Annotated in this window: 25 protein-coding genes and 1 pseudogene; 21 read left to right on the forward strand and 5 right to left on the reverse strand. The window is 52.1% G+C overall.

Going from position 1 to position 25,570, the window contains the following annotated elements:
* The first annotated feature begins 96 nt into the window (after positions 1-96).
* On the forward strand, positions 97-345 hold the full coding sequence (locus P9J64_12070) for a redoxin domain-containing protein (GenBank protein ID MDG5469058.1): 249 nt from the start codon (positions 97-99) through the stop codon (positions 343-345).
* Here the strand turns inward: P9J64_12070 and P9J64_12075 are convergent.
* Positions 313-690: a hypothetical protein gene (locus P9J64_12075; GenBank protein MDG5469059.1), complete on the reverse strand. Its 378-nt coding sequence runs from the start codon at positions 688-690 to the stop codon at positions 313-315. The two genes, P9J64_12070 and P9J64_12075, sit on opposite strands and share 33 nt — an antisense overlap.
* A gap of 217 nt (positions 691-907) precedes the next feature.
* Between P9J64_12075 and P9J64_12080 the strand changes: the two genes are divergently transcribed.
* The 6 genes from P9J64_12080 (at position 908) to P9J64_12105 (ending at position 5,080) form a co-directional block, all read left to right on the forward strand.
* The gene (locus P9J64_12080) at positions 908-1,294 is read left to right on the forward strand and encodes a DUF4019 domain-containing protein (GenBank protein MDG5469060.1); all 387 of its coding nucleotides are present in this window, start codon (positions 908-910) and stop codon (positions 1,292-1,294) included.
* Between the two features lie 122 nt (positions 1,295-1,416).
* Positions 1,417-1,797 (forward strand): phosphoribosyl-AMP cyclohydrolase, encoded by a 381-nt coding sequence (gene hisI / locus P9J64_12085; GenBank protein MDG5469061.1) that lies wholly within the window; start codon positions 1,417-1,419, stop codon positions 1,795-1,797.
* A 126-nt stretch (positions 1,798-1,923) separates the two neighbouring features.
* Complete coding sequence (gene hisG, locus P9J64_12090; protein MDG5469062.1) at positions 1,924-2,799, forward strand: ATP phosphoribosyltransferase; 876 nt, start codon at positions 1,924-1,926, stop codon at positions 2,797-2,799.
* Between the two features lie 123 nt (positions 2,800-2,922).
* Positions 2,923-3,117: a hypothetical protein gene (locus P9J64_12095; protein MDG5469063.1), complete on the forward strand. Its 195-nt coding sequence runs from the start codon at positions 2,923-2,925 to the stop codon at positions 3,115-3,117.
* A 167-nt stretch (positions 3,118-3,284) separates the two neighbouring features.
* Positions 3,285-4,241 carry a HAMP domain-containing sensor histidine kinase gene (locus P9J64_12100; GenBank protein MDG5469064.1) on the forward strand — a complete coding sequence of 319 codons (957 nt, stop codon included), beginning with the start codon at positions 3,285-3,287 and terminating at the stop codon, positions 4,239-4,241.
* 80 nt (positions 4,242-4,321) lie between these two features.
* A complete protein-coding gene (locus P9J64_12105; GenBank protein ID MDG5469065.1) occupies positions 4,322-5,080 on the forward strand; it encodes a DUF1847 domain-containing protein in 759 nt (252 codons plus the stop codon).
* A gap of 187 nt (positions 5,081-5,267) precedes the next feature.
* Here the strand turns inward: P9J64_12105 and P9J64_12110 are convergent, their stop codons facing one another.
* Positions 5,268-6,245: a quinone oxidoreductase gene (locus P9J64_12110; protein ID MDG5469066.1), complete on the reverse strand. Its 978-nt coding sequence runs from the start codon at positions 6,243-6,245 to the stop codon at positions 5,268-5,270.
* Positions 6,246-6,503: 258 nt separating this feature from the next.
* On the opposite strand from P9J64_12110, the gene P9J64_12115 reads away from it, so the two are divergent.
* From P9J64_12115 to P9J64_12155, 9 genes and pseudogenes are all read left to right on the forward strand, one after another.
* On the forward strand, positions 6,504-7,622 hold the full coding sequence (locus P9J64_12115) for a TRAP transporter substrate-binding protein (protein ID MDG5469067.1): 1,119 nt from the start codon (positions 6,504-6,506) through the stop codon (positions 7,620-7,622).
* A gap of 56 nt (positions 7,623-7,678) precedes the next feature.
* Entirely contained in the window at positions 7,679-8,221 is a 543-nt protein-coding gene (locus P9J64_12120; protein MDG5469068.1) for a TRAP transporter small permease subunit, read from the forward strand.
* Between the two features lie 109 nt (positions 8,222-8,330).
* Complete coding sequence (locus P9J64_12125; GenBank protein MDG5469069.1) at positions 8,331-9,626, forward strand: TRAP transporter large permease subunit; 1,296 nt, start codon at positions 8,331-8,333, stop codon at positions 9,624-9,626.
* Positions 9,577-10,365 (forward strand): ROK family protein, encoded by a 789-nt coding sequence (locus P9J64_12130; GenBank protein MDG5469070.1) that lies wholly within the window; start codon positions 9,577-9,579, stop codon positions 10,363-10,365. The genes P9J64_12125 and P9J64_12130 overlap by 50 nt, the downstream gene beginning before the upstream one ends.
* 302 nt (positions 10,366-10,667) lie before the next feature.
* Positions 10,668-11,930, forward strand: coding sequence for a diaminopimelate decarboxylase (locus P9J64_12135; protein ID MDG5469071.1), 1,263 nt, complete (start codon positions 10,668-10,670; stop codon positions 11,928-11,930).
* Between the two features lie 213 nt (positions 11,931-12,143).
* Positions 12,144-12,767 carry a retropepsin-like aspartic protease gene (locus P9J64_12140; GenBank protein MDG5469072.1) on the forward strand — a complete coding sequence of 208 codons (624 nt, stop codon included), beginning with the start codon at positions 12,144-12,146 and terminating at the stop codon, positions 12,765-12,767.
* Between the two features lie 39 nt (positions 12,768-12,806).
* Positions 12,807-13,526, forward strand: a complete 720-nt coding sequence (locus tag P9J64_12145) for a 16S rRNA (uracil(1498)-N(3))-methyltransferase (protein MDG5469073.1) — start codon at positions 12,807-12,809, stop codon at positions 13,524-13,526.
* A 281-nt stretch (positions 13,527-13,807) separates the two neighbouring features.
* Positions 13,808-14,284 (forward strand): hypothetical protein, encoded by a 477-nt coding sequence (locus P9J64_12150; protein MDG5469074.1) that lies wholly within the window; start codon positions 13,808-13,810, stop codon positions 14,282-14,284.
* 117 nt (positions 14,285-14,401) lie between these two features.
* A pseudogene (locus P9J64_12155) lies at positions 14,402-14,563 on the forward strand (IS5/IS1182 family transposase).
* Between the two features lie 243 nt (positions 14,564-14,806).
* On the opposite strand, the gene P9J64_12160 reads toward P9J64_12155, so the two are convergent.
* Together P9J64_12160 and P9J64_12165 are read right to left on the reverse strand one after the other, a co-directional pair.
* Positions 14,807-15,208, reverse strand: coding sequence for a hypothetical protein (locus tag P9J64_12160; GenBank protein ID MDG5469075.1), 402 nt, complete (start codon positions 15,206-15,208; stop codon positions 14,807-14,809).
* 6 nt (positions 15,209-15,214) lie between these two features.
* Positions 15,215-16,213, reverse strand: coding sequence for a cation diffusion facilitator family transporter (locus P9J64_12165; protein ID MDG5469076.1), 999 nt, complete (start codon positions 16,211-16,213; stop codon positions 15,215-15,217).
* Positions 16,214-16,375: 162 nt separating this feature from the next.
* Here P9J64_12165 and trxB point away from each other — a divergent pair, with 162 nt between their 5' ends.
* From trxB to P9J64_12190, 5 genes are all read left to right on the forward strand, one after another.
* Positions 16,376-17,308: a thioredoxin-disulfide reductase gene (trxB, locus tag P9J64_12170; GenBank protein ID MDG5469077.1), complete on the forward strand. Its 933-nt coding sequence runs from the start codon at positions 16,376-16,378 to the stop codon at positions 17,306-17,308.
* Between the two features lie 135 nt (positions 17,309-17,443).
* A complete protein-coding gene (locus P9J64_12175; protein ID MDG5469078.1) occupies positions 17,444-18,973 on the forward strand; it encodes a YifB family Mg chelatase-like AAA ATPase in 1,530 nt (509 codons plus the stop codon).
* A 191-nt stretch (positions 18,974-19,164) separates the two neighbouring features.
* The gene (locus P9J64_12180) at positions 19,165-21,231 is read left to right on the forward strand and encodes an amino acid permease (protein ID MDG5469079.1); all 2,067 of its coding nucleotides are present in this window, start codon (positions 19,165-19,167) and stop codon (positions 21,229-21,231) included.
* A gap of 50 nt (positions 21,232-21,281) precedes the next feature.
* Positions 21,282-23,018 carry a cation:proton antiporter gene (locus P9J64_12185; GenBank protein MDG5469080.1) on the forward strand — a complete coding sequence of 579 codons (1,737 nt, stop codon included), beginning with the start codon at positions 21,282-21,284 and terminating at the stop codon, positions 23,016-23,018.
* A 116-nt stretch (positions 23,019-23,134) separates the two neighbouring features.
* Entirely contained in the window at positions 23,135-23,572 is a 438-nt protein-coding gene (locus tag P9J64_12190) for a DUF4019 domain-containing protein (GenBank protein ID MDG5469081.1), read from the forward strand.
* Between the two features lie 336 nt (positions 23,573-23,908).
* Here P9J64_12190 and P9J64_12195 read toward each other — a convergent pair whose 3' ends face one another.
* Complete coding sequence (locus tag P9J64_12195; GenBank protein MDG5469082.1) at positions 23,909-25,192, reverse strand: M23 family metallopeptidase; 1,284 nt, start codon at positions 25,190-25,192, stop codon at positions 23,909-23,911.
* Positions 25,193-25,570 lie beyond the last annotated feature (378 nt).

Genomic DNA, 25,570 nt, shown 5'->3' on the forward strand with positions numbered 1-25,570 from the left:
AACCACTCTCTTCACATCCCAACAAATCCCTCTCCAAAAGTAGCAATCCCACGACGTCATGATATGCTCGAGAGATTACAAGTGAAAGGATCTCTCATGACTTTGAACAACACATTACAGGAAATGAAACGTAAATCCCTGTCACGTATCCCCCCGGAAGCGGCGGCGATCATGGCACACACGACAAAGCAGCTCGAGCTCTCAGGCATTGTCGACAAAGCCCTCGCCAAAGGCGACAAAGCCCCATCTTTCGAGCTACAGGACTGGCAGGGGAACAGCTACAGCTCAGCTCGTCTACTGGCCCAGGGGCCTTTAATCCTCCACTTTTATCGAGGCTCCTGGTGACCTTATTGCAACGCGGAGCTGGAAGCTCTGCAAACGATCTACGATGCCGTTACTGACCTTGGCGCCAACCTGCTGGCAATATCTCCATCGAGACCGGAGTTTGCTCGCCAGATCGTCAAAAAGAACAACCTCTCCATCCCGGTTCTCTGCGATCAGAATAACGCCATTGCCGACAAGTTTCGATTGGTCTTCACCGTTCCGGACGATTTGCGGGAAATTTATCTCTCCTTCGGAATCGATCTCGAACGTCATAACGCCGATCCAAGCTGGACATTGCCGATGCCTGCCCGCTACCTCATCGGTAAAGATGGTGTGATCATTGATGCCGATATCAGTGTTGATCATACAACCCGGTCTGAACCCGGGGACCTTTTGAAAAAGCTGGAGGAAATCAATCCATAGACATGACAATTGAATTTGTTCACAACAGCTGTGACAAATTTTTGAGATACGTCTGCTAACATGTAGGAATGATTACAGACCTGTACTCCTTTAGAGGACACAGCTCTGAATCCGGGGGAACGTGTTTAAAGACCACAGAGCTTTGGCTCTAACAGCGATATTGCTTACCTCTCTTGCTCTACCGGCAGACGCCGCCCTTCTGTCGCAAAGCCAGGCAGAAAACCAGGCAAGGGGGTTTTTGAAGCAACTTGACCAGGACCTGAACGACGAGTCCTGGCACGCCATGTCATCTCTTTTCAAGGCTTTCAACGATCAGGCCCGTTGGAAAAACCGGCAGCAGGTCATCAGAGCCGCTTACGGCCCTCTCATCTCCCGAGAGTTCAAAAATGTCAGCTACAGAACAACCTTTAGTCTTTCTCCAGATGGCGAATACGTTATTGTCCAGTTCCGGTCAAGTTACCAGAACAAAACCGAATCGATCGAAACCGTAGTGTTAGACTGCAGCTCTGGACCAGCCTGCTCGGTTCGGGAATATTTCATCCAGTAACAACCAACTCATAACCGCCCACAAGTTCGCTCCAGAAAAAGAACACGCCCCTAAAAGTTGACACCACCACCATGAGCAGGTAATAAAAAGCTTCCACTAATTTACCCGGGAGGTACACGATTGTGATTAAGATTGATTTTGAAAAGATGGGGGGCCTGATCCCCGCGATTATCCAGGACCATGAAAGTGGTGAAGTTCTCATGGTCGCCTTCATGGACGAAAAAACTCTCAACAACACTTTGCGCGATGGCAAGACCTGGTTCTACAGCCGCACCCGCCAAAAGTACTGGATGAAAGGAGAAGAGTCCGGCAACACCCAGGACGTCGTCGAGATATTAACTGATTGTGATGCCGACACCGTGGTCATCAAAGTCAAGCAGAATGGGCCGGCAGCCTGCCATACAGGAAATCGCAGCTGTTTCTATGTCCGCTGGGAAGACGACCAGTGGGTGGAACACTCTAACCCGCTCTTCGACCCTGACGAGGTTTACAAGAAAAAATAATCTTTTGCCACAGAGGCACAGAGGCACGGAGAAAACAAAAGCTTTGGGTTAACGGTTCAAACGACCCTTATTGGTTAAAATCTTTTCTCTGTGACCCCGTGGCCATAGCCCTTATGAGGTTTAAAAATGTCAAACGAACTCAAATTCGGCCTTCCGAAAGGAAGCCTGGAAAGTGCGACCGTTGAACTCCTTGCGAAAGCAGGGTGGAATATAAAGACCTCTTCACGCAGCTACTTTCCCAGCAGCGATGATGATGAGTTGAAATGCAGCCTGGTTCGCCCTCAGGAGATGGCCAAGATCTTGGAACGCGGCAAACTCGATGTCGGCATTGCCGGCCGTGACTGGGTCCGCGAAAATGACTCCGATGTCGTCGAAGTCGGAGAGATGGTCTACTCCAAGGTGTCACGCCGGCCGGCCCGCTGGGTTCTGGTCGTCGGTCCAGACTCCGAAGTAGAGAGACCGGAAGACCTGGCGGGAGCCACCATCTCAACGGAACTGGTCGGCTTCACAAAACGCTACTTTGCCGAACGCAACATCCCGGTGGACGTCGAATTCTCATGGGGAGCAACGGAAGCCAAAATCCTCAAAGGTTTGTGCGAAGCGATTGTTGAAGTCACGGAGACCGGCTCAACAATCAAAGCCAACAATCTGCGCATTGTCTGTGAGTTAATGGAATCCGTACCCGTCCTGATTGCCAACAAGGAGGCTTGGGCGGACCCATGGAAGAGAGCCAAGATTGAGCGCATTTACACCATGCTGAAATCTGCACTCCGTGCTGAGGGGATGGTTGGGCTGAAAATGAATGCCCCCGGAGACAAGATTGAACCAATAGTCAATCTTCTGCCAAGCCTGAATCGCCCGACCATTGCCCACCTGTACCAGTCTGACTGGGTTTCCATTGAAACAATTATGCAGGAATCGGAAGTGCGCAAGATCATTCCGGAACTTATGGAATTAGGGGCTGAAGGGATTGTTGAATATGCTCTCAATAAGATTATCTGATCTTTTTTGTGAGGTGCCCACTTTCTCGCCCGTTTTGAGAGGATTGTGAGTGCTCTCCTGTATAGTGCCTGATTATAAGAGGCTCACCTCACCTGAATACTTCGAGATAAGATAACGGCAACCATGACCATTCAAGTTGAACTCATCGATGGCACCCTTTGCAGAGTTGTTCCGAAAGGATTAAACCTGCTATTGAACCGTGAACTGGTGAAACGCTTCAACCGTTCTTCCGGCTGGGCTGTTGTTGGCCAGGACCCAATCCGCTACACTGAGAAGGTCAACGGTTATAAGGGCATGGAGCGTCGCAAAACAACATAACTTTCCCTCCATCTTCATAGTCACTTTCACCAAAAGATACGGACGCATTTGATGCTCCGTATCTTTTTTATTGCCCTCCGAGAGATTTCTTAAGAGGGATGAACACTTGCCATATTAAAGGATCGTGATTAAATTAAGCAAACCTTATCGAGAAAAGGTTATCCCTTTTGGCCAAGACTCTTTCCCAAAAATCATCGTTCCGACTATTCCTCTGGGGCATGGTTCTGGTTCCTTTCGCCGTCATCTCTGATGTCATTCTTGACGCGGTCCTCTTCAGCGACGGAAGCATACAGGAGCAGCTACTTTCCCCGACCACTCAAGAAGTGGCTATCCGCCTTCTGTTCAGCACCTTCATCCTGGCAGCCATTTATCTCGGCATACATTATCTGGCGAAAACCTCCCAGAAAGAAGCAGCCCTGCTGAGCAGAGTGCAAGACCTGTCTCTAGTCAGGCAGGACCTTGAAGAGTTTCATGAAAATCTCTCCCGGCAACTGCGTCAAACCTCGGCGTCTCTGACAAGCACCGTTGAGCTATTGCAAGCCCAATGCAGTAACGACTTTGACGAAAAAACCCGTTTTTTCATGGAGAATGTCTATAACTGCAGCTCCAGGTTGAATGAACAACTCGACATCAACCAGGCACTCAAAGAACTCACCTGTGGCGAGCCCCACCGGGAAAAAACCCGGCTGGACTTTTTAGCCAAGGAAGTTGTCGAAGAGTTGCAACAAAAATATCCGGATCGAGAACTTGAGTTCAAGATTCAACCGTGGCTCAGCGACTGGTGCGATCAGAAAATGCTGAGGCTCATCATCCACAACCTCTTCTGCAACGCCATTGATTTTATTCCTGCGGAACGCAAAGGGCGTATCGAGCTAGGCATGTTCAACCGCAATGAACAGAAAGTTTTTTTCGTTCGTGACAACGGTACGGGCTACAGTGACGCACAAGCAAAACGTCTGTTTGATGCATTTCGAGACAACTCCCTCGATGCAGAGCTGCCCAAGGATGCCATCTCCCTCGCTAACGCAAGAAGGGTCATTAACAGACACAATGGGCAGATCTGGGCGGAAGGGATCGAAGGCGCTGGCGGCACGGTTTTCTTTACTTGTAACACGCCCATGTAAAAGCAAGGACGGTAGAATCTGGACATCATACCGACAGCGGGTTATCCTCCAGAACTACTGACGTCGCAAGGGAGGAGCTTATGTCGCGAGAAAAAACCCCGAAACCTCAACACACCTGCTCAAGCTGCAGCACAATCTGGAAGAAACAAGGCACCACAAATTGCTGGAGTGATCCGGAGAATAAACCGAGCAAACCGGCTTATTGTCCTTCTGAGCCCCATGCAGAGATAATTTACGGTTCCTTTCTCAAATACCAGGGCGATGATTCTGACGCTCGTCTGGCTCAGGTCGCCGCCAAAGTCGAGGGCCTTTGCTATCAACCTGTACCCGGTTCCGATGCAGTGAACGCTCGCTGGACAAGAATCGAAGACACCATCGCCCTGGCAAAGCTCATGGGCTACAAAAAGATCGGCATCGCCACCTGCATCGGCCTGCTGGATGAGTGTGATCGGCTATGCGAGATCCTCAGAGCACAGGACCTTGAGCCTTACTCCTCCTGTTGTAAAGCCGGCAGTATCGACAAGCTTGAACTCAACCTCGAAGAAGAAGACAAAGTCAGGCCGGGAACTTTCGAACCGGCCTGCAACCCGATCGCCCAGGCCCGGATTCTGAATGCCGAAGGGATGGAGATGAATATCATCATGGGGTTGTGCGTCGGCCACGACATGCTCTTCAACAAATATTCAGAAGCACCGGTTACCACCCTGGTGGTCAAAGACCGGGTGACCGGGCACAACCCGATAGCGGTTCTCTATGGACAGAACTTTTATTACAAGAGGTTACAGAAGCAGCCGGTCTTAAGTGACGAAGAGCTTGCTGAGCATCAAAACGACTCTTGAAAAGGTTTCTCTGGTGAAACAGTGAGACGACACAACAGAAATAAAGAAGCCGGCCCTGGTCGAGGGCCTTCCAGGTCGTGGTCTTTTGCAGCAAAAGGCAAAAAGAGCAACAATTTAACGATCTATCCCTCTGAGACTACCGAAAAAAAAGAAACACTTAATCAGCCAGGCAGATACACATCAAAGACTATGCAAGCATCACCGTGGAACCAGTGGTTTTCCTGGCTTCAAGATCACGATGAGCCTGCGCCGCCTCACTGAGCGGGTAAGTCTGATTGACCTCTATCCTTACATCACCGGATTCAACGACAGCGAACAGGTCCGTTGCGCTGGCCAACAGGTCAGCACGGTCCGCGGTATAAGTCATCAAGGTTGGTCGAGTCAAAAACAGAGAGCCTTTTGCCGCCAGCAGCGCTGGATCAAAAGGTGCCACCGGACCGGACGCCTGACCGAAACTGACCAGAAGCCCCAGAGGCCGCAGACAGTCGAGAGACTTCATAAAAGTCTCTCCGCCGACAGAATCGTACACAACCGGCACACCCTCGCCATCAGTTATCTCCTTAACCTTGCTCACCCAATCTTCTTCCTGATAAAGCAACGGGAAATCACAGCCATGTTTTCTGGCCAACTCCGCCTTTTCCGGGCTGCCGACCGTACCAATGACTGTGGCGCCAAGAGCCTTGGCCCACTGGCAAGCGATCAGACCAACACCACCGGCCGCGGCATGAAACAGAATCGTATCACCCGGCTTGACATGAAAGGTGCTTCGCAACAGGTACTGCACCGTCATTCCCTGCAACATCATCCCCGCTGCCTGCTGATCACTGATGGCCTCGGGCAGAAGCACCAGACGATGGGCCGGGATCAGGCGTTCCTCCGCATAAGCCCCGGGTGGCAGGCCCGCATAGGCCACACGATCACCAGGGACAAAACCTTCCACACCTTCCCCCGTGGCAACAACAATTCCAGCACCTTCCATGCCCGGCGTTGCCGGCAGCGCGGGCAGCGGGTAAAGCCCACTGCGGTGGTAAACATCGATAAAATTCAATCCCACGGCACTCTGGCGCAGATGAACCTCACCCGGTCCAGGAGGGCCAATCGTGACCTCTTCCCAACGCAAGACCTCGGGGCCACCCGTTTCATGCATACGAATCGCTTTACTCATCGAAAAATCTCCCATTATCGATCCATGACTGACCTGGTTTAAAATCATCACTATAAGCTAAGCATTAAAGGTAACATCCGCGAAGTATTCGTCAAGCCGTGAAAAACAGGCAAATACCTGAAAACATTATAACCAGGTTATTGACAACGGCTTGTTTTCGGGCATAGTTTAGGTCTGTGTATTGACGGTTTCTCGTGGAAAGTCTGAAATTTTCAGACAGACAAATTATGTCGTAAAACACACGAAGGAGGAGAAAAAATGAAACAGATGAAGCGTTTTCTGAAGTTGTCTACCGGCCTGTTAGTCTGCGTCGCATTTCTGGGGCTGACTGCCTGCGGTGAGCAACAACAGGCACCCAAAGCAGAAGCTGAAAAAGTTGAGAAGAAAGCCATTGTCTGGAAGCTTGCCCAGACCTGGGGAACCGGCTTCCCTATCTTCGGTGATGCCGTTATCAAGATGGCCGACATGGTCAAGACCATGTCAAATGGTGAAATGGAAATCCGAATCGACTCATCCAACAAACACAAAGCAGCCTTCGGCATCCTCGACATGGTTAAAGCCGGCCAGTATGAAATGGGTCATTCGGCCTCTTACTACTGGAAAGGCAAGGATGCCAACACCATGTTCTTCACCACCATGCCTTTCGGCATGATCGCCCCCGAGCAGTATGGCTGGTTCTATTACGGCGGCGGCATGGAATTGATGAAGCAGGTTTACGACAAGCATGGCGTCTATGCCTTCCCCGGTGGCAACACCGGCAACCAGATGGGTGGATGGTTCCGCAAAGAGATCAACACCCTCGACGACTTTAACGGCCTGAAGATGCGTATCCCCGGCTTCGCCGGTGAAGTTCTCTCCAAGCTTGGCGTTGTCGTCACCAATATTGCCCCGGGCGAGCTCTATACAGCTCTCGATCGCGGCACGATCGATGCCCTCGAGTGGGTCGGTCCCTCTCTCGATCTGAACATGGGCTTCCAGAAAATTGCCCCTTACTATTATACGGGTTGGCATGAGCCTGCAACCGAGCTGCAGTTCATGGTCAACAAGGAAAAGTTTGATGCACTACCAAAACACCTGCAGGAGATCCTGACAGTTGCCATGCAGTATGCGGCCTACGACATGTATGCTCGCTCCTATCATGAAAGTGCAGTCAACTGGGCATCAATCGAAAAAGAGTATCCGGAGGTTAAGATCCGTACTTTCTCCCCGGAGATCATCTCGGCCATGAAGACGGCTAACGACGAGCTACTGGACGCAAGTGCCGCTGGTGACCCCAAATTCAAAGAGATTCTCGACGCCCAGCGGGCTTACATGAAAATGGCCCGCAAGTGGACAGTGATTTCCGACTATGCTTATCTCAAGGACAACCTCGAATAGTCCGACTCTGGCTCCCGGTTTCGGCCGGGAGCTTCGTTTAAAAGGCAAGAAACATTATGCTCCTGAAACTGGAAAATTTCTTTGATCGTTTCTCCACCCTGATGGGTTGGATCGCCGGTTTCCTTAACCTGGTCATGCTGGTCAACGTCTTCTACGATTCCATCATGCGTTATTTCTTCAACTCCGGCTCAATTGCCCTGCAGGAGATGGAATGGCACCTTTTTTCCGTGGTCTTTCTGTTCGGCATGGCCTACACGCTCAAGGAAGATGGACACGTCCGGGTCGATATACTTTACGACCATTTCTCGCCACGCTGGAAAGCCATTGTCAATATCGGCGGCGCCCTGCTGTTTCTCATCCCCCTGAGCCTGCTGATCATCGAAGGCTCTTTCTGGTACGTACATGAGGCGTTTGCCTCCGGAGAGATCAGCGGCGACCCCGGCGGCCTGAGCTATCGTTGGCTGATCAAGTCGGTGATCCCGGCTTCCTTTGTCTTCCTGGTCCTTTCAGCCATAGGCTTTATACTTCACAACATTAATATTTTCCGGGGGGTCGAAGCGCCTCCGGTGCATCATATCGAAGACAAAGCGATCCTCTAGGGCTAAGGTACAGGGCTCAACAGCAAGCAACGGTAGCTGATGATTATGTCGTACCGGTGTCCTGAGGTTTTCGGACACCCTAACAAGAGGGAATGGAAATACATCTGATATGATCGGCCTTATAATGTTCACGACCGCCCTGGCGATGCTGCTTCTGGGCTTCCCGGTGGCCTTCACCTTCGGCGGAGTAGCAGTCTTTTTTGGTCTATTTGCCGAGGGAACGCAGATCTTTTCCCTGATGCCGCACCGCATCTGGTCAATCATGAACAACACCATACTGATGGCAATCCCGCTCTTCATCTTTATGGGGATCGTCTTACAGAAATCGCGACTGGCCGAGCGTCTGCTAGAATCGATGGGGTTTTTGTTCGGCGAAATTCGCGGTGGTATCGCCATCTCGACCGTACTGGTGGGAGCACTCCTGGCGGCGTCCACCGGGGTGGTTGGAGCCAGCGTGGTTGCTATGGGGGTCATTTCCCTGCCGGTCATGCTCAAGCACAACTATGACAAGCGCCTTGCCACCGGATCAATCTGTGCCGCAGGCACTTTAGGCCAGATCATCCCGCCATCAATCGTCCTGATCATCCTCGGTGATGTCTTTCAGGAACCGGTCGGCGATCTGTTCAAGGCGGCGCTCTGGCCGGGGTTGTCGCTGGTCGCCTTCTACGTTGTCTACATCGTCATTATCACCTTATTCAAAAAAGACCTGGCCCCCCCCGTCCGCCTCGAAGCATCAACCGGCAGCAAGATGCAACAGATCGTCCATGCGCTCAAAGCAATCGTCCCCCCCCTGGTCCTGATCATCCTTGTCCTCGGCTCAATTTTGACAGGAGTGGCGACTCCCACCGAATCGTCTTCGGTGGGTGGTATTGGCGCGATTGTCCTGGCCCTTCTCTACCAGCAATTCTCATTTCGTATGCTCTGGGACAGCTCCCTGGAAACCATCAAGATCAGCTCCATGGTCTTCGCCATACTGATCGGAGCCACCGCCTTCTCCATGGTCTTCACCTATACCGGCGGCGACTGGGTCGTTGAACAATTCATGATGGGCCTACCGGGCGAGAAATGGGGTTTCATAATCCTTTCCATGTTGCTCATCATGGTTCTCGGCTTTTTTATCGACTTTGTTGAGATCTCCTACATCATCGTACCTATTTTGGCACCGATCGCCGCCAACCTCGGCATCAATCCGGTCTGGTACGCCATCCTCGTCGCCATGAACCTGCAGACATCATTTTTGACTCCGCCGTTCGGCTTCAGTCTCTTCTACCTGAAAGGCGTCGCTCCTCCCGAAGTTCGGACGACGGATATCTACTACGGTGTATTGCCTTTCATTATTCTACAGATGATCGTGCTTGGCATCCTGGTTGTCTGGCCGCAATGGTTCGGCTTCTCCGCCCACTAAGCAAGAGATGAATGTCCTCGGCATAGACATAGGCGGATCGAGCATCAAAGCCGCTCTGGTCAACCCTGTTAACGGCACTCTCGTCAAAAAGCGTTTGCACATACCCACCCCGCAACCAGCAACACCGGAGGCGGTCAGCAATATCATCGCCAAGCTCGTTGCTGACTTAAACTGGACGGGGCCAATCGGCTGCGGCTTTCCAGCTGTGATACGCAACGGCATCGCGTGCACTGCAGCAAACATAGACCCGGCCTGGATTGGCACGAACCTGATCGAGGCGTTTTCTGCAAAAACCCGGAGCAAGGTCTTTGTCCTCAATGATGCTGACGCTGCCGGTCTTGCTGAAATGCATTACGGAGCAGGTCGTAACGCCTCTGGAACAACGATCGTTGTTACAGCCGGGACAGGTTTGGGGACAGCCCTGTTCCGAAACAACACCCTGATTCCCAACACGGAGTTCGGCCATATCCAATTGAACGGCGGCAGCGGGGAAGAATTCGCCTCGGCAGCAGTCAAAACAAGGCTGAATCTTTCTTATTCTGAATGGGCGAAACGCCTCGATAACTACCTGCACTGCCTTGAGGACCTTCTCTGGCCCGATCTCTTTATCCTCGGAGGAGAAATCAGTAATGACCACGCCCTCTTCTTGCCAGAACTGACCATTAAAACCACGGTTATGCCGGCGACCTTGCGTAATGACGCGGGAATAATCGGCGCCGCAGCAGCCGTTTTGCTGTAAACTCCTTCGATGGATCGTTATCAGAAGTCATCCGCCAGTAAAGGTTCATTACATTCGCACAAGGTGACGATCTTCTTTGGCTTTCGTATAGTCAGCTCAGTCATGCCTCGAATCTTGCAACGACATCTCCTCCAACGCGTCAATAAAACCTATAATCCAGCCGGTGAGTTTTTCTGACGCCCCCTTCCTGAGCCTTGCCCTTGTCTTTTCTGACCTGATCGGTTATATCTTGCCTTTTATAATGCGGAGAGATATCTCTCGGCAACAAATCAACATACAACCGCCGCTAGGAGTTTTTCATCATGCCCATGTCACAATCTTTTCAGGACCGTCTTTTCCCTATCGCTGCCGATCTTGCCGAACACTACGGTACGCCCTTTCACATATATGATGAAGCAGGCATTCTTGAGACAGGAGAGAGACTTAAAAAAGCCTTCTCCGGCATAGACGGCTTCCGTGAATACTATGCGGTTAAAGCCCTGCCTAACCCGCGCATATTGGAACTGATGAAGGAGCTGGATTTTGGTTTCGATTGCAGTTCCATACCTGAACTGATTGTGAGCAGACAGGTTGGCGGCAAGGGTGAAGACATCATGTTCACCTCGAACAACACCACAGAAGAAGAGTTCCTGTATGCGGCCGCTGAGGGTGGAAGCATTCTGAACCTGGATGATATCTCCCTGATTGATAAGGTTCCTGAGTTCCCTGAAGTCGTCTGCTTCCGCTACAACCCAGGTCCGCGCAGAACGGGCAATATCATTATCGGCAACCCGGTTGAAGCAAAGTACGGCATTACCCATGAGCAGATCATCTCAGCGTATAAGATGGCAATGGAACGTGGCGGGAAACGTTTCGGTCTGCACACCATGGTGGCGTCAAATGAAAGAGATTACACTTACATGGTAGAAACTGCGCGAATGCTATTGCAGATTTCCGCCCTGGTAGAAGAAGAGTTGGGGATACGTTTCGAATTTCTCAACATTGGCGGTGGCCTGGGGATCCCCTACAATCCAGCCGACAAAGAGCTCGACCTTGACACTATGGCTAAAGAGATCACTGCTCTCTTTGATGAATTCAAATCAGAACATGGCTACGCCCCACGCATGTATATGGAAAGCGGTCGCTGGGTCACCGGTCCTCATGGTGCACTGATCACCAAAGCCATAAACCATAAAAGCATCTACCGCGAATACGTCGGGGTTGATGCCTGCATGTCATCACTGATGCGTCCGGCCATGTACGACGCATATCATCACATTGACGTGATCGGCAAAATCAACCAGGAAAAATCCGAAACCTACGACATCGCCGGCTCACTCTGCGAAAACAACGATAAGTTCGCTGTTCAGCGTGAGATGCCACCGATTCAAGATGGCGACCTGCTTGCAATTCACGACAGCGGCGCTCACGGCCACGCCATGGGCTTTCAGTACAATGGCCGGTTGCGCCCCAAAGAACTCCTGCTACGCACAGATGGCAGCGTGGAACTGATTCGGCGCGCCGAAACCAATGCAGATTATTTTCAGACCCTGACATTTGAAGAGGATGTCTTACTGGCCAAATAAATTTGCGAGACAATCCCTTTGTTTTTACCGAAGTCCCGCTAAACCTTACATCATGCATAGAGAAGAGGCGCAGAATGCGCCTCTTCTACACTTTAGTGCTTGTAGAATGTCTCGTGCTTGCCTTTATGGACCATGAAACATGGAACCGCCATGCCCCTTCTTTTACACATTTTTTTTGCGCTTATTCTGCTACTGGCAATTCCTTATGATTGCATGGCAGACATTTACAAATACCGCGATGTAAACGGTCGTCTCACCTTTGTCGATGATGAAAGCAAGGTTCCAATTCAGTATCGCGATGACATGACATCTATAAGCGAGCCAGACGTTTCAGTTAGCACTGAGATCAAGAGTGAGAACAAAAAGGCTAGCCGGGCAGAAGCTCTCGCAACACAGGAACAGACTGAGAGGGCAAGAAAAGCCGCAATCAAGAAGAAACTCCGAAGATATCAAACACCCGTCAAAGTAAGTCGTAACCGGGTCATCGTTCCCGCTGAAGTTTCCATGGGAAACAGGACCGTAAAACTTTCCCTGCTGCTCGACACCGGTGCAACCACAACGGTCCTTCATCGCGAAGCGATCAAAGAGCTCGACTTACCCAGTGGCAAAAGGTACAAGGCCAGGGTCGCCGGTGGTGGTATTGTCATGTCAGAGAAAATCAAGTTCAGGCAGATCACTATCGGCCCTTTTCAAAGAAAAAAGGCGACCGCCATGGTCATCAACCTGAAAGGTAAAGAGCTCCCCTTTGACGGCATGCTCGGCATGGATTTTTTAAAAAGACATCCTTATCAGATCGACTTTGAAAATGAAGTCATCAACTGGGACCCTCTCGACTGAGACCTTCACAGACCTGTCAACTTGTAGCAAAAACACCTTATGAACCTGATTCTGCTGCATCAAAATGATTTTATCGACACCAACCGCGTCAGACTGCATGGACGACGGTTTGAACACGCCTGCAAAATCTTGAACGTAACAATTGGCAAACTTTTACAGGTCGGACTTATTGGTGGCAAGACGGGCTCTGGGACTGTTACATCTATCGACGCAACAGCTCTCGAGATGGAAATCTCTTTGGATAAATCTCCTCCCGCACCGATACCCATAACCGTTATCCTGGCCCTGCCACGGCCCAAAGTTTTTAAACGCGTTCTCCAAGGTCTAACGGCCTTTGGCGTGAAAGAGATCATCATGCTCAATAGCTGGCGCGTCGACAAAAGCTACTGGCAAAGCCCTTCCCTGGAGCCTGAATCATTGCGAGAGCAACTCATTCTCGGCCTGGAGCAGGCGCGCGACACGATCCTTCCGAACATTCAACTGCAACAGCGCTTCAAACCATTTGTCGAAGACGACCTGCCAGAGCTTGCCGCTGCCAGCTGTGCCCTGGTTGCTCATCCGGGATCATCACAGCCCTGCCCAGCAGACGTACAGGGGAAAATAACTCTCGCGATCGGCCCTGAAGGTGGTTTTACGCCCTACGAAGTAGACCTGCTTGTCAACGCAGGGTTGAAACAGGTCCACCTCGGTGCCAGGCCACTGCGCGTTGAAACCGCTGTTCCTGCATTGATCGGCCGATTATTGCCCTCCAGCGTGTAGGAACTACAGAGCACACTCGTTTTACCGAAACCAACACAAAAAAGCTTAAAGCAATGCACAATATTAGATTAAAATAATTTTCCTTACACGGATAAAGTAGATTAAAATTAGTCACTTAGAGGCACAACCATTTGTTATTGTTTGATTATTTTAATTTTAATTCTCCAATTAAATATAATTAAATTATAGAATTCTAACTGGACTCGCTCTTAAAGAACGAGGAAAATAGAACAAGATGTAAAAGCGCTCCAAGCGACCTTCAATATCTTTGGGAGGTATTCATGTTCCAGAAAATCAGAACTTCAGTCATTAAGAGCACACGCCCTGTCTACCTTGCGGCACTCTCCTCTTCGCTTTTTTTCGCCGTCGGTGCCCAAAAAATTGATGCACACACAGACCTTTTCGTAAGACACGCCAGCTACACTGCTGTTTTCTTTCTTTGCATGTGGATCGCCTGCCGTCTCTTTGCTGCAAGCTTGAACCGCAGGCTGGAACTTGAAGGCGTCTGCTCAGAAAATGCGGGTGACATGATTTATACCTTTGTCATCTACCTCGAGTTGATCAAGCACGTCGTCGGCATCAGCTTCACACTCGGCTGGATTGCCGGAGTGATGTTCTGCTGGGATTACCTCGGCCACAAGATGGTCCTGATTCCAGCAGCGAGTAGCTTGGCAGTATCCTTAGTCGCCTTCCTTGTGACTTACGGCATCTCCTCTTTCGTTGACAACCTGCACTGGCCGGGCAGCGAAGAAGAGTAAAGACTGTAACCTCTACAAAATCCTCGCCAATTTGGCGGGGATTTTTTTGTTCGGGAGCCTAATTATTCTAGGATATCGGCCTCTTAATAGAGCACAACAACAAACAAACCGGTATGGATTCAGTCTGCACTGGAGAGGCTTGTACCCAAAGATCACCAACTGCGTAAAATCGATAGCTTGATTGCCGTTGACTTCTTTCGAGGCAAGGTCAAAGGTCTCTGCTGTGCCGACAGTGGTCGTCCTGCGGTTGATCCGGCCGTTCTGTTCAAAACGCTTTTTTGAGCGAACTGTTCAACAAGGAGAACCATAAAGAGGGAACAGTTTCTATTGGGGTGTTTTTGAGGCGAACCAGACAACTCTCGGTGACATTTCTACCATCATTTCTGCCAACCTTGACTTGATCGAATAAAAATCATTTCGGAACAGATAAACAACAAAAGCAAACCCCGCATTCGAAAATGCGGGGTTTGTCTGTGATCTGAGCTTTTTCTCGTTCCTGGTACCGCGAACCGCGTCCCGGGTTTATTTCCCCATCGGCTGTGCCAGTCCCCGGTACTCATCCGGAACATCATCCAGCGAGTCGGCAAAGTGAAGTTCTCCTTTGCCGTCAGAATAAATGTAGCGCTGGGATTTTTTAGTTTGCGGTGCCGCCGTGGCTTCAGCCTGCGGCTCCTTGGTTTGCTCTGTCTTCTTCGGAGCGTTCTCTTTCTGCTGCTTTGCAATCACCGCTTCTATTGACTTGGGTGTTGCTTTCTTCTCGCCAAAGGCAAGATCAGTGAGACGTTTGCGGAAATCCTGGTAGAAGTTGCTGACGGCAGCATGGGCCGGATGAATAGGCGGCACCTGTACCAGAATCTGATCGATGACCAACATCATGACCAGGAAGAGGAAAGTCCAGAAAATCGGCTTGATGAGACGATGCATGAGTCCTCAGTGCGAATGATGATTGTGGTCGTCGGTTGTTTTGCGGGGGCGATGCTTAAGCTGTTGAATAATCGGTCCGGTCAAACAGCTTGAGCACTCTCCCTGCATTGTCGTGTGGGTGATATGGTAATCGTGATCCAACAGCTGTTCAAGAGTACCGATAATTTCGCCCTGACGCAAGCGGTAGTCCGGCTCGATATCAATATGTGCGGACAGAGCCGTGATGTGTGAGCAGATGGACCAGACATGAAGGTGGTGAATGTCTTTGACACCTTCTGTGGCACGCATTTTGTCGACCAGTTCATTGATGTCAATGTTTTTTGGGACACCCTCGAGCAGGATGTGTCCGGCTTCGCGAAGTATGCGTATCGCTCCCCAACTGATGATCAGAACGATGATCATGGAGACCAGGGCATCAAGGACAAACCATTCGGTGTAGAGCATAATGACGCCACCTATGATGACGCCAACCGAGGCGATGGCATCACCCAGAACATGCAGGAAGGCGCTGCGGACATTGAGGTCATCATGTGAGTGGCCATGCAGGCGGCTGGCAGCAATCAGGTTCATGATCAGGCCGATAATGGCGATGATGAACATCTCCTTGCTCTTGACTGCCTCCGGTTGAAGCATGCGGTCCCAGGCTTCACCGAGAATGCCGAAGGCAATCAGCAACAGTGTCACACCGTTTATCAAGGAAGCAAAAATCTCGGCACGGTGCCAGCCGTAGGTGCGGGTGTCGCTGGCCGGGAATTTGGCCAGATGGATGGCCGCCAGAGACAGGATCAAGGCGAAAAGATCCATGAAGACATGGGCGGCGTCAGAGAGCAAGGCCAGGGAATTGGTCCAGAATCCACCTATAATTTCAGCTACCAGGGTGACAGCAGTCAGACCGATAGCGATGATAAAGCCACGGGTTATGCCGTGATCCAGCAGCCCGTGATCGTTTTGATCATGGCAGTCTTGATCGTGATTGTGGTGCTCTGATGAGGTATGGTCTGTCATGAGAGAGTGCTACTCCTTAATCTTCTATATACTAGGCATACGAAGATGGTGAGATCAAGTACCAAGGTGCGGATGGGGGCTTCCCCTCTTCTCGGCAGCTGTGCTATGGTGAGCGCCGATTTTCTGCAGTTCAATGCAACCAAACAGAACAGGACAGATTCTATGAGTGACACCCTTTACGACGTACTGATCATTGGCGGCGGCCCGGCCGGATTGACGGCTGGCCTTTACACCTCGCGGGCCAAGTTGAAGTCTCTGCTGGTAGAGCGGATGATCCTTGGTGGCCAGGTGATGACCACGACCAAGGTGGAAAACTACCCAGGTTTTCCCGGTGGCATAGACGGCCCTGATCTGATGATGCGTTTTCAGGAGCACTGCCAGGAATTCGGCCTGGAGACGATTACCGGTGAAGTGACCGGTCTGGTCGATAAGGGGGATGAAAAAATCGTCACCGTGGACGGAGAGGAGTTTCGTACTCGCGCTGTGATAATCACCACCGGCGCTGAGCCAAGCAAGCTGGGCATCCCTGGAGAGGTGGCATTCACCGGACGCGGCGTCTCGTATTGTGCCACTTGCGACGGTGCCTTCTTTCGCGATGTTCCGGTTGCTATTATCGGCGGCGGTGATACCGCTGCAGAGGAAGCCCTCTTCCTCTGCCGTTTTGCCAGCAAGGTATACATGGTGCATCGCCGTGATGAACTGCGTGCCACCAAGGTTTTGCAGGAGCGCATCTTCGCCAATGACAAGATCGAGATGGTATGGAACAGCACTGTCGAAGAAGCAATCGGCGATAACAGCGGTGTGACCAGTATTGTCCTTCGCAACCGTCAGGACGATTCAACCCGAACCCTGGATGTTGTCGGAATGTTCGTTGCTGTTGGCGTGACACCGAAAGCACATTTTCTCGCTGAGATTCTCGACCTGGATGCGGAAGGTTATATTCTGGCTGATTCAGATTGCCAAACCTCTATACCAGGCGTTTTTGCAGCCGGGGATGTGCGCAAGAAAATTCTCAAGCAAATCGCCACTGCAGTTGGCGACGGGGCAATTGCCGCGATTGTTGCCGAGAAGTACCTGGACAACCTGAAACACTAAAAGCATCAGATTTAGCAGTAAGGTAGTGCCCGGGCGTGCAGGGAAAGGGAGTGCTTCATCTCTTTATGTTCCCCGCCTCCGGATTTATTTTTACCCCGCTTAAGGGGTATTGCAATCGACAATCAGGAGGGATATATGCTCGCCAAGGTTTTGTCCGGGGCGCTGCTCGGGATCGATGCCTACCCGGTTGAGGTAGAGGTCGATATCGCCCAAGGCCTGCCGCAGTTCGCTACGGTCGGTTTGCCCGAGGGCGCGGTCAAGGAAAGTAAGGATCGCGTCAAGTCCGCCATCAAGAATTCCGGCTACGAATTTCCTACCCGACGAATCACCATCAATCTTGCTCCCGCCGATATTCGCAAAGAGGGAACTGCGTTCGATCTGCCTATGGCCATTGGATTACTCACGGCCACCGGGCTGGTGCCCGCTGAACGTGCCGGACGGTTCCTGTTTATGGGCGAGCTCTCTCTCGATGGCGGCATCAAGCCTGTCCGTGGTGTCCTGCCGGTGGCTGCTGCCGCGCGACGTTGGGATCTTGATGGCTTGATCTTGCCGGTCGCCAATGCCGAAGAGGGGGCGCTGGTTGATGGTGTGCCGGTCTACCCTGCAAAAACTTTGGGTGAAGTTGTTGATTTTCTCACCGGCAACCGGGTTCTGGAAGTGTGCCGGGTTGATATTGCCACGATGATCGGCAACGCGGTGCAGGATGATGTCGATTTTGCCGAGGTTCGTGGCCAGGGACATGTCAAGCGGGCCCTTGAAGTTGCCGCAGCAGGTGGCCATAATATCCTGATGACCGGACCTCCGGGGAGCGGTAAAACCATGCTGGCACGGCGGATCTCCACGATCCTGCCGGCACAGACGTTTGAAGAAGCACTCGAGATTACCAAAATCCACTCGATTCTTGGGCTTTTGCCAGAGGGCCAGGCGCTGGTGGCCAAGCGTGTCTTTCGCTCGCCTCACCATACGATTTCCGATGCCGGCCTGATCGGAGGCGGCTCTCATCCCCGTCCGGGTGAAGTCTCTCTAGCGCACAATGGTGTGTTGTTTCTCGACGAAATGCCTGAGTTCAAGAAAAACATCCTTGAAATGCTGCGGCAGCCACTTGAAGACGGTCAGGTCTGCATCAGTCGTGCGGCACAAAGCCTGACTTACCCGGCTTCGTTTATGCTGGTCGCTGCAATGAATCCTTGCCCCTGTGGTTACCAGGGCGACTCCCAGCATAGCTGCACCTGCACTCCGGCCATGATCCAACGTTACCGGACCCGACTCTCCGGCCCCTTGCTCGATCGTATCGATCTTCAGGTCGAGGTGCCGCGGGTGCCGCATAGTGATCTCGCTGATACCCGTCCAGCGGAAGCGAGCGTCATAATTCGAGGGCGTGTGGAGCAGGCCCGCGAGATTCAGCAGGCGCGTTTCTCCCGGTTCCGGATTCATTGCAACGCACGCATGGGTCCCAAACAGCTACAGGCTTTTTGCCGTGCAGATACGGCCGGCCAGGAATTACTCAAGCAGGTGACGGACCGGCTCGGTTTGTCGGCACGGACCTATACCCGTTTACTCAAGGTGGCACGGACGATTGCCGATCTCGCCGGTTCAGAAGATATTGAAGTCAATCATCTGGCTGAGGCGATTCAATATCGTTCCCTCGATCGGAAAACCAGCTGAGAAGGAATGGGGTCTCGGAAAACGTTTGTGCCGGACAATTGTCTTTTCGAAAGTCTAATGGGGTATGCTATATTTTAAGCTTTCCTTGGCATGATCAGGCTGCTGATTGGTGACGGAGGACCTGGAGTGGTCCGCAACAGAAGTTTGACAGGCGAGAGTGCAAGATGGCGCTTCCCAGGACACACGTACGATTGAAAAAAGAGCTGCGTCTGGTCGATGTTTATGCCATTGCCACGGGTGCGACTCTGAGCGCCGGTTTTTTCCTGCTCCCGGGCATCGCTGCCATCAGTGCTGGCCCGGGGCTTGTCCTCGCGTACATGCTGGCCGCCTTGCCGATGATTCCCGCCACCTTCAGTGTCATAGAGCTGGCGACAGCAATGCCCCGTGCCGGAGGTGTCTACTATTTCCTGGACCGTTCACTTGGACCATTTTTTGGTACGATCGGCGGCATAGGTACCTGGCTAGCCCTCGTACTCAAGGTCGCCTTCGCACTGGTCGGGATGGGGGCCTATATTGCTCTGTTCTTCCCGGTCCTTCAGATTGTTCCAATAGCCGTAACGATCGCAGTTATACTCGGCGTGATCAACCTCCTGGGCACCAAGAAGAGCGGCGGTCTTCAGGTCGCACTGGTGTTCGGACTGCTCAGCCTGCTGTTGATCTTTATTACCAGCGGAGCCTTCTCCATACAACCTCAGCATTTCGAAGGATTCCTGGCGGCCGGTTTCGACAACATTATCGCCACTGCCGGTTTGGTCTATATCAGTTATGTCGGCGTGACCAAGGTTGCAAGCCTTTCGGAGGAGGTCAAAGACCCGGAGCGGAATCTGCCGCGGGCGGTGTTTCTAGCCCTCGCCAGCGCCATTCTGGTCTATGGCCTGGGAACCACAGTGGTCGTAGGCTTGGTCCCGCCCGACGAGTTGCGTGGTAACCTGACCCCCGTCGCGACGGCGGCCGGCTATGCCATGGGCTACCCCGGGGTTGTGCTACTGTCTCTGGCGGCGCTATTGGCATTTGTGTCGGTCGCCAATGCAGGGCTGCTCAGTGCTTCGCGCTACCCCCTGGCCATGAGCCGCGACCATCTGCTGCCGGACTTGTTCCGCAAGCTGAGCCGGTTCGGAACACCTTTTCATGCCATTTTGTTAACCTTGGCCGTTATCATCCTCATCATCGTCTTCTTCGACCCGGTTGGCATCGCCAAGCTGGCCAGCTCCTTTCAGTTGCTGATGTTCGCCCTGGTCTGCATAGCGGTGATCGTCATGCGGGAGAGCCAGATTCAATCCTATGACCCGGGCTTTCGTTCCCCGTTTTACCCCTGGATGCAGCTGGCCGGAGTTGTTTTGCCACTTTTCCTGATCTTTGAGATGGGGATCGTACCGATGCTCTTTTCTGCGGGTCTGATTCTGGCCTCGAGCGGATGGTATCTCTACTATGGGCGTCATCGCGTGGTCCGGGCAGGAGCCATCTACCATGTATTCGAGCGCCTTGGCCGTCACAAACATGTTGACCTGGATAGTGAGTTGCGGGGAATCTTGCGAGAGAAGGGGCTCCGCGCAGAGGACCCCTTTGATGAGATCGTTATGCGCAGCAGGGTTATTGATCTAGATACTGCCAGTCAATTCAAAGATGTGGTGGCACTGGTTGCGGAGCAACTGTGCACCATTATCCCTATGACCGAAGGGGATATCTGCAAGCAGGTCATGGATGGCAATAAAATAGGGGCGACTCCGGTGACACGCGGGGTAGCGCTCCCCCATTTCCGCTCGGACAAGATCGAGCGTGCAGAGATGATCCTGGTCAGGGCGAAGCAGGGTGTGCAAATCTCGATCTATAATCCGCTGAACTACCAGGTGGAGGGCGTCGAGGTCGTTTACACGATATTCTTTCTCGTCAGCCCGGACCATAACCCGACCCAGCACCTGAGGATTCTGGCCAGGATCGCAGAACGTATTGATGAAGAAAGTTTCTTTACGGAGTGGCGTCAGGCCAATGACGAACATGGTCTGCGGCAGAGCCTGCTCCATGATGATCATTTCCTGATCCTGAACCTTCGCGCCAATCACCCCACGGACAGCCTGGTCGGGCAGTCCTTAAGCGACCTGCAAATCCCCAAGGGCTGCCTGGTGGCCATGCTGACGCGCGACGACCAGTCCTTTGTCCCGGATGGCAGCGCCATCCTTAAGGAGGGAGATCGTCTTCTGGTTATAGGCGAGAAGAACGGTTTGCTCTCTTTAGAGGAGATTTACGCCGGCGACACGTGATTGATGGTTTCCCTGCTTCGCCAAAGGCGGACAGAGCTGGCACACAAGTTATGGACTCTTCTTTGTTCCACATACTGATCGCGCTTGCTGCGATTTTCATCGGCGCTCTGCTGGGCGGCAGGCTGGCTTCGCTCTGCCATATCCCGAGAGTCACCGGCTACCTGGTGGTAGGCTTGCTGATCGGTCCGTCCCTTGCCGGCCTGGTCAACCTGCCGACCTTCCTCCCCGAGGAGGTCCTTGCAGAGCTCCGCCTGGTTTCTGATTTGGCTCTTGCCCTGATCTTGATGCACATCGGCGGATTATTCGAAATTCGCCACCTTGATCGCTGGCGGCATCGGGTCCTGCTCTTTTCCGGCAGTGAGATGTTGTTGACTTTTACCCTGGTAGCGGTCTCCACCCTTGGGGTCAACCTGGCGGTCCTGCAGAAAGTCCTACCAGGCCTGACCCTCTGGCAAACCTCGCTGGCGTTCGCCATGTTCTTGGGGATCATTGCCGTAGCCACAGCCCCTGCGGCCACCCTGATGGTCATCCGCGAGTACGAGGCAGAAGGACAGGTGACCAACCTTGTGCTGACCCTGGTCGGATTCAACAACCTGGTGTCGGTCCTCGGCTTCGCAGTCATCGCCCATGTTTTCATCTTTCCTGACGAAGGGCTTGCCTTGCTGATGATGCGCATGGGCGGTCCTGTCCTGATCGGCGCCAGCATCGGTTTTTGCATGTCGGTGTGGGCTCAGCGCCTTGAGCTGCCGAGCGAGAACAAGATTCTCATGCTGGGTGGTATTGCCGTCAACGTGGCCATCTGCCGGGGGCTGGGGGTTGATCCCCTGCTGGCCAGCCTGGTCCTCGGCATGGTCCTCGCTAACAGCTGCTCGCGCTGGAATAGTTTGCAGCAGGACATCCGCCAGGTCGACTACCTCCTCTACGTCATCTTCTTTGTCCTGGCAGGCGCCAACCTGCATATTGAATCCCTGGCGCACATCGGACTGCTTGGCGTTGTCTACGTCTTCGCGCGCACCCTCGGCAAGTGGTTGGGCGCAGCCCTTGGTGCCCGCCTCGGCGGTTTCGGGCCGAACGAAAGGGCCTATATAGGCTTGACACTGATGGCGCAAGCCGGTGTTGCGATCGGTCTCGCCAGTCAACTGGCCCATAACTGGCCGGTTGGCGGCAAGTTGCTTGAGACGGTTGTTCTTGGGTCCGTGGTGGTCTTCGAACTGATCGGGCCTCTCGCAGTGCGTCACGGCCTTGTGCGCTCAGGGGAGGTGCCAATTCTTGCCCTGTTGCAGAAGAAAGCACCGGTGGGGGCTCTAGAGGGAATGCATAACGTTGTCCACCACTTTCGCAGTTCTCTGGGGGTTCCTGTCGGACATGATCTCAAGGATCCGGGTGACATACTGGTCAAGCATATTATGCGCCAGAACGTGGAAACCGTGCTGCATAGCACTCCCTATTATGCACTGCTCAAGCATATCGCCCATAGTCGCTACGATCGCTTCCCGGTCGTTGATGATAATGACCGTTTCATCGGTGTGATCGATTACACAGAGATTCGGAATCTGCTTTTTGAGCCGGCACTTGTGCCTCTGGTTGTCGCTGGAGATTTGACCGCAACAGCACAATATTGCTTATGTCCGGACCAGCCTCTGCGCGAAGCTTTGAAGATTCTGCAACTGCATCGCAATATCAGCTACTTTCCCGTTGTCGATTCGGCGGATCCGCAAAAGCTGGTCGGTATTCTTAATCAGAACGATGTGCTTGCTGCGTTCCGGCGCCTGGGGCAGGAGGCTTAGGGCGTAAGCGTCATCAGAGCTTTCTGCATGAGAGCCTCGTGGAATGAAATGTGTAGACCTGACCCTTTTTTCATAGTAGATATCGATCCCTAAGTTTTCCTGACCGGAGGTTTGTTTTGATCCCCAAGCAATTTCGGATTCACATTGTTCTTATCCTTGCCTGCGTCTTTATGATCGTTTTTCCGATTCTCAATGAAACACCGGATACGGAGAAGGCCGAAAAGGCAACGGCAGTGGCCATGGAGTTTTTGCAGCTGGTCGATGCAGGCAATTATGCTGAAAGCTGGCAGATGTCAGCGGGTTTGATGAAGGAAAGAGTCACTGAAAAGGACTGGGTGGAGAAGTTGACCAAGGCCCGAGCCCTTTCGGGGGCCTTGCTCGAGCGCAAGAAAAAGGACTCGAGTTATTCCACAACGGCTGTAGATAGCCCGGAGGGTGAGTATATCTCCCTGGTCTTCGATTCCAGGTACCAACAGGCCGAAAGCGTGGCCGAGTACATTACCGTGATGCTGGATGAAGGTCATTGGAAAGTTGCTGGCTATTTTATCCAGTAAATGTCCAAATCGAATACAATTCGCGGATTCAACTCGCTATTACAATTGGTAGCTTGACCCCTATAACCCTTGCAGCATAAAAGGCCTCACTCAAAAACGGGGGGCCTTACTATCGATAGCTCGCAAAAGAAAAACTTATATCTGGTTATCCACTTTGCTCAAGTGAGGGGCATTCAAAGAAAACCTTTCACCACAGAGGGCACAGAGAAATTCAAAAAACAACCAGGTGTTCTCTGTGCCCTCTGTGTCTCTAGTGAGAGAAACGAACGGGTGGTAAAGAGAATTATTGATCCCGACAATAGGATTGGAGAGAAGTAGATAACCAGAAACTTATATTTATTTCTCTTCCCCAACACCGGGCAGATAGGCCTCGATGTTATTCAAAACCCAAACGTTATCAAACCATTCGATCGGATTAACGGCGACACCGTTAATGCGCATCTCGTAGTGCAGGTGGTCGCCAAAGACCAGGCCCGTTTCGCCAGAGACCGCGATAAGGTCGCCCTTTCTCACCATGTCTCCTTCCTGTACGTTCGTCTGGTGGAGGTGGCCGTAAAGAGAGTGCAGGCCGTAGCCGTGGTCGAGAATGACAACATTACCGTAGATGCCGATCTCGCCAACAAAGAGAACCTTGCCGTGGTTGGCTGCGAAGATCTGGGTGTTGTTGATCCCCGCGATATCAAGGCCCAAATGCACCTGCTCGCTGACAACCTCTGAGCCATATTTATATGTGCGACTGTCGGCGAAGCCGGCCTTGGTTGCGCCCTGGTTACGCAGGAAGGCTCCTTCCCAAAGCTTTTTCTGCTCGGTGTTCTGGCAGATTTGAGCAATCTTCTGGTAGTTCTCCTGGCGAACCTTGTTGTTGATTTCGACAAAAACCTCCAGAGGGGACCGGGTTGAGGTTGCCATCATCTTATCTTTAACGGTTTCCAGAAAATCATCGCTCAGTTCAATCACCTCTTTACGATAGGCGTGTGAAGCGGTTCTTGAGCCGGGCCTGATCTTTCTCAGGTTCCCCGCGGCATCAACCGCAAACACCCTCGGTTTGAACTCATCTGCTTTTACATTATAGGGGTGGGCATAAAAACTCAGGTACTTGTTCGGCTCAAACTCGAAGGCCCTGAAGCGTAAATCACCAAGCAGGACTCCCGTTTCAATGGGCACTTCACCCACCTCGTAGAGAACCACTCCAGTCCCCCCACGTTTCAGGGAGAGAGACCCCTGCAGGGTCATCAGGTTCGGAGCCTGGTTATCGTAGGTTAGCGTTATTGAACCGTCTGCTTTGTTGGCGATAAGGGAGGAATCAACCGCTTTGACAGTGATCTTCACTTCCAGGGGGTCCGAATTGACAACGCATTGATCAGGATCAATGGGCAGGTCAAAGGATTGGGTTTGCAGTTCTCTTGAGCAACGTTCCTCACCGGCGCAGGCGCCACCGGACAGGGTGTAGCAGACCTCTTTCAGGCTGACATCGTCGGCAACGTTCACGTTAAGGGCGTGGTTAATGCTGTCATTTTCCGCAGCGCCCCAGGAGATAACCGGTGGGGTTGTGTCGATATAAAGGTAAAAGGCCACCAGCCCGCAGATGAGAAGTCCTGCCAAAAAGGTAAATTTTTTCAAAGAAAGCTCCTATTTATTCTTTTCCAACAGAGTCGAAAGAGTAGATAAGTATACTCGGAGGAGGTGTGAGGTCAAAGCCAGAGAAAACTTAATTTTTAACAACATCACAAGGGCAAAGTGTTTATGACACATCGGCTGCATTTATGAAACAGCTGAAGTGACAAAAAATAACGCAGATAACGATCACAACACGTTTTCTGAACAGAATTCATAGATAAACTTTTCCTGTCTCTTATGGGCAGTCTGCCTGCCAAAACAAAGGAGCGTTGACACAACCAAAATCTCCTCCATAATTTGAGAACAAGAGATCTTTTGCCTGAAAGGGCTCGCTATGAAAACTCTGGGCATCATTCTTTTCTGCCTTGCCGGCGGCATCGT

This window comes from Deltaproteobacteria bacterium IMCC39524 (genome assembly GCA_029667085.1).
In the GTDB taxonomy this organism is placed as follows: Bacteria; Desulfobacterota; Desulfuromonadia; order Desulfuromonadales; family BM103; genus M0040.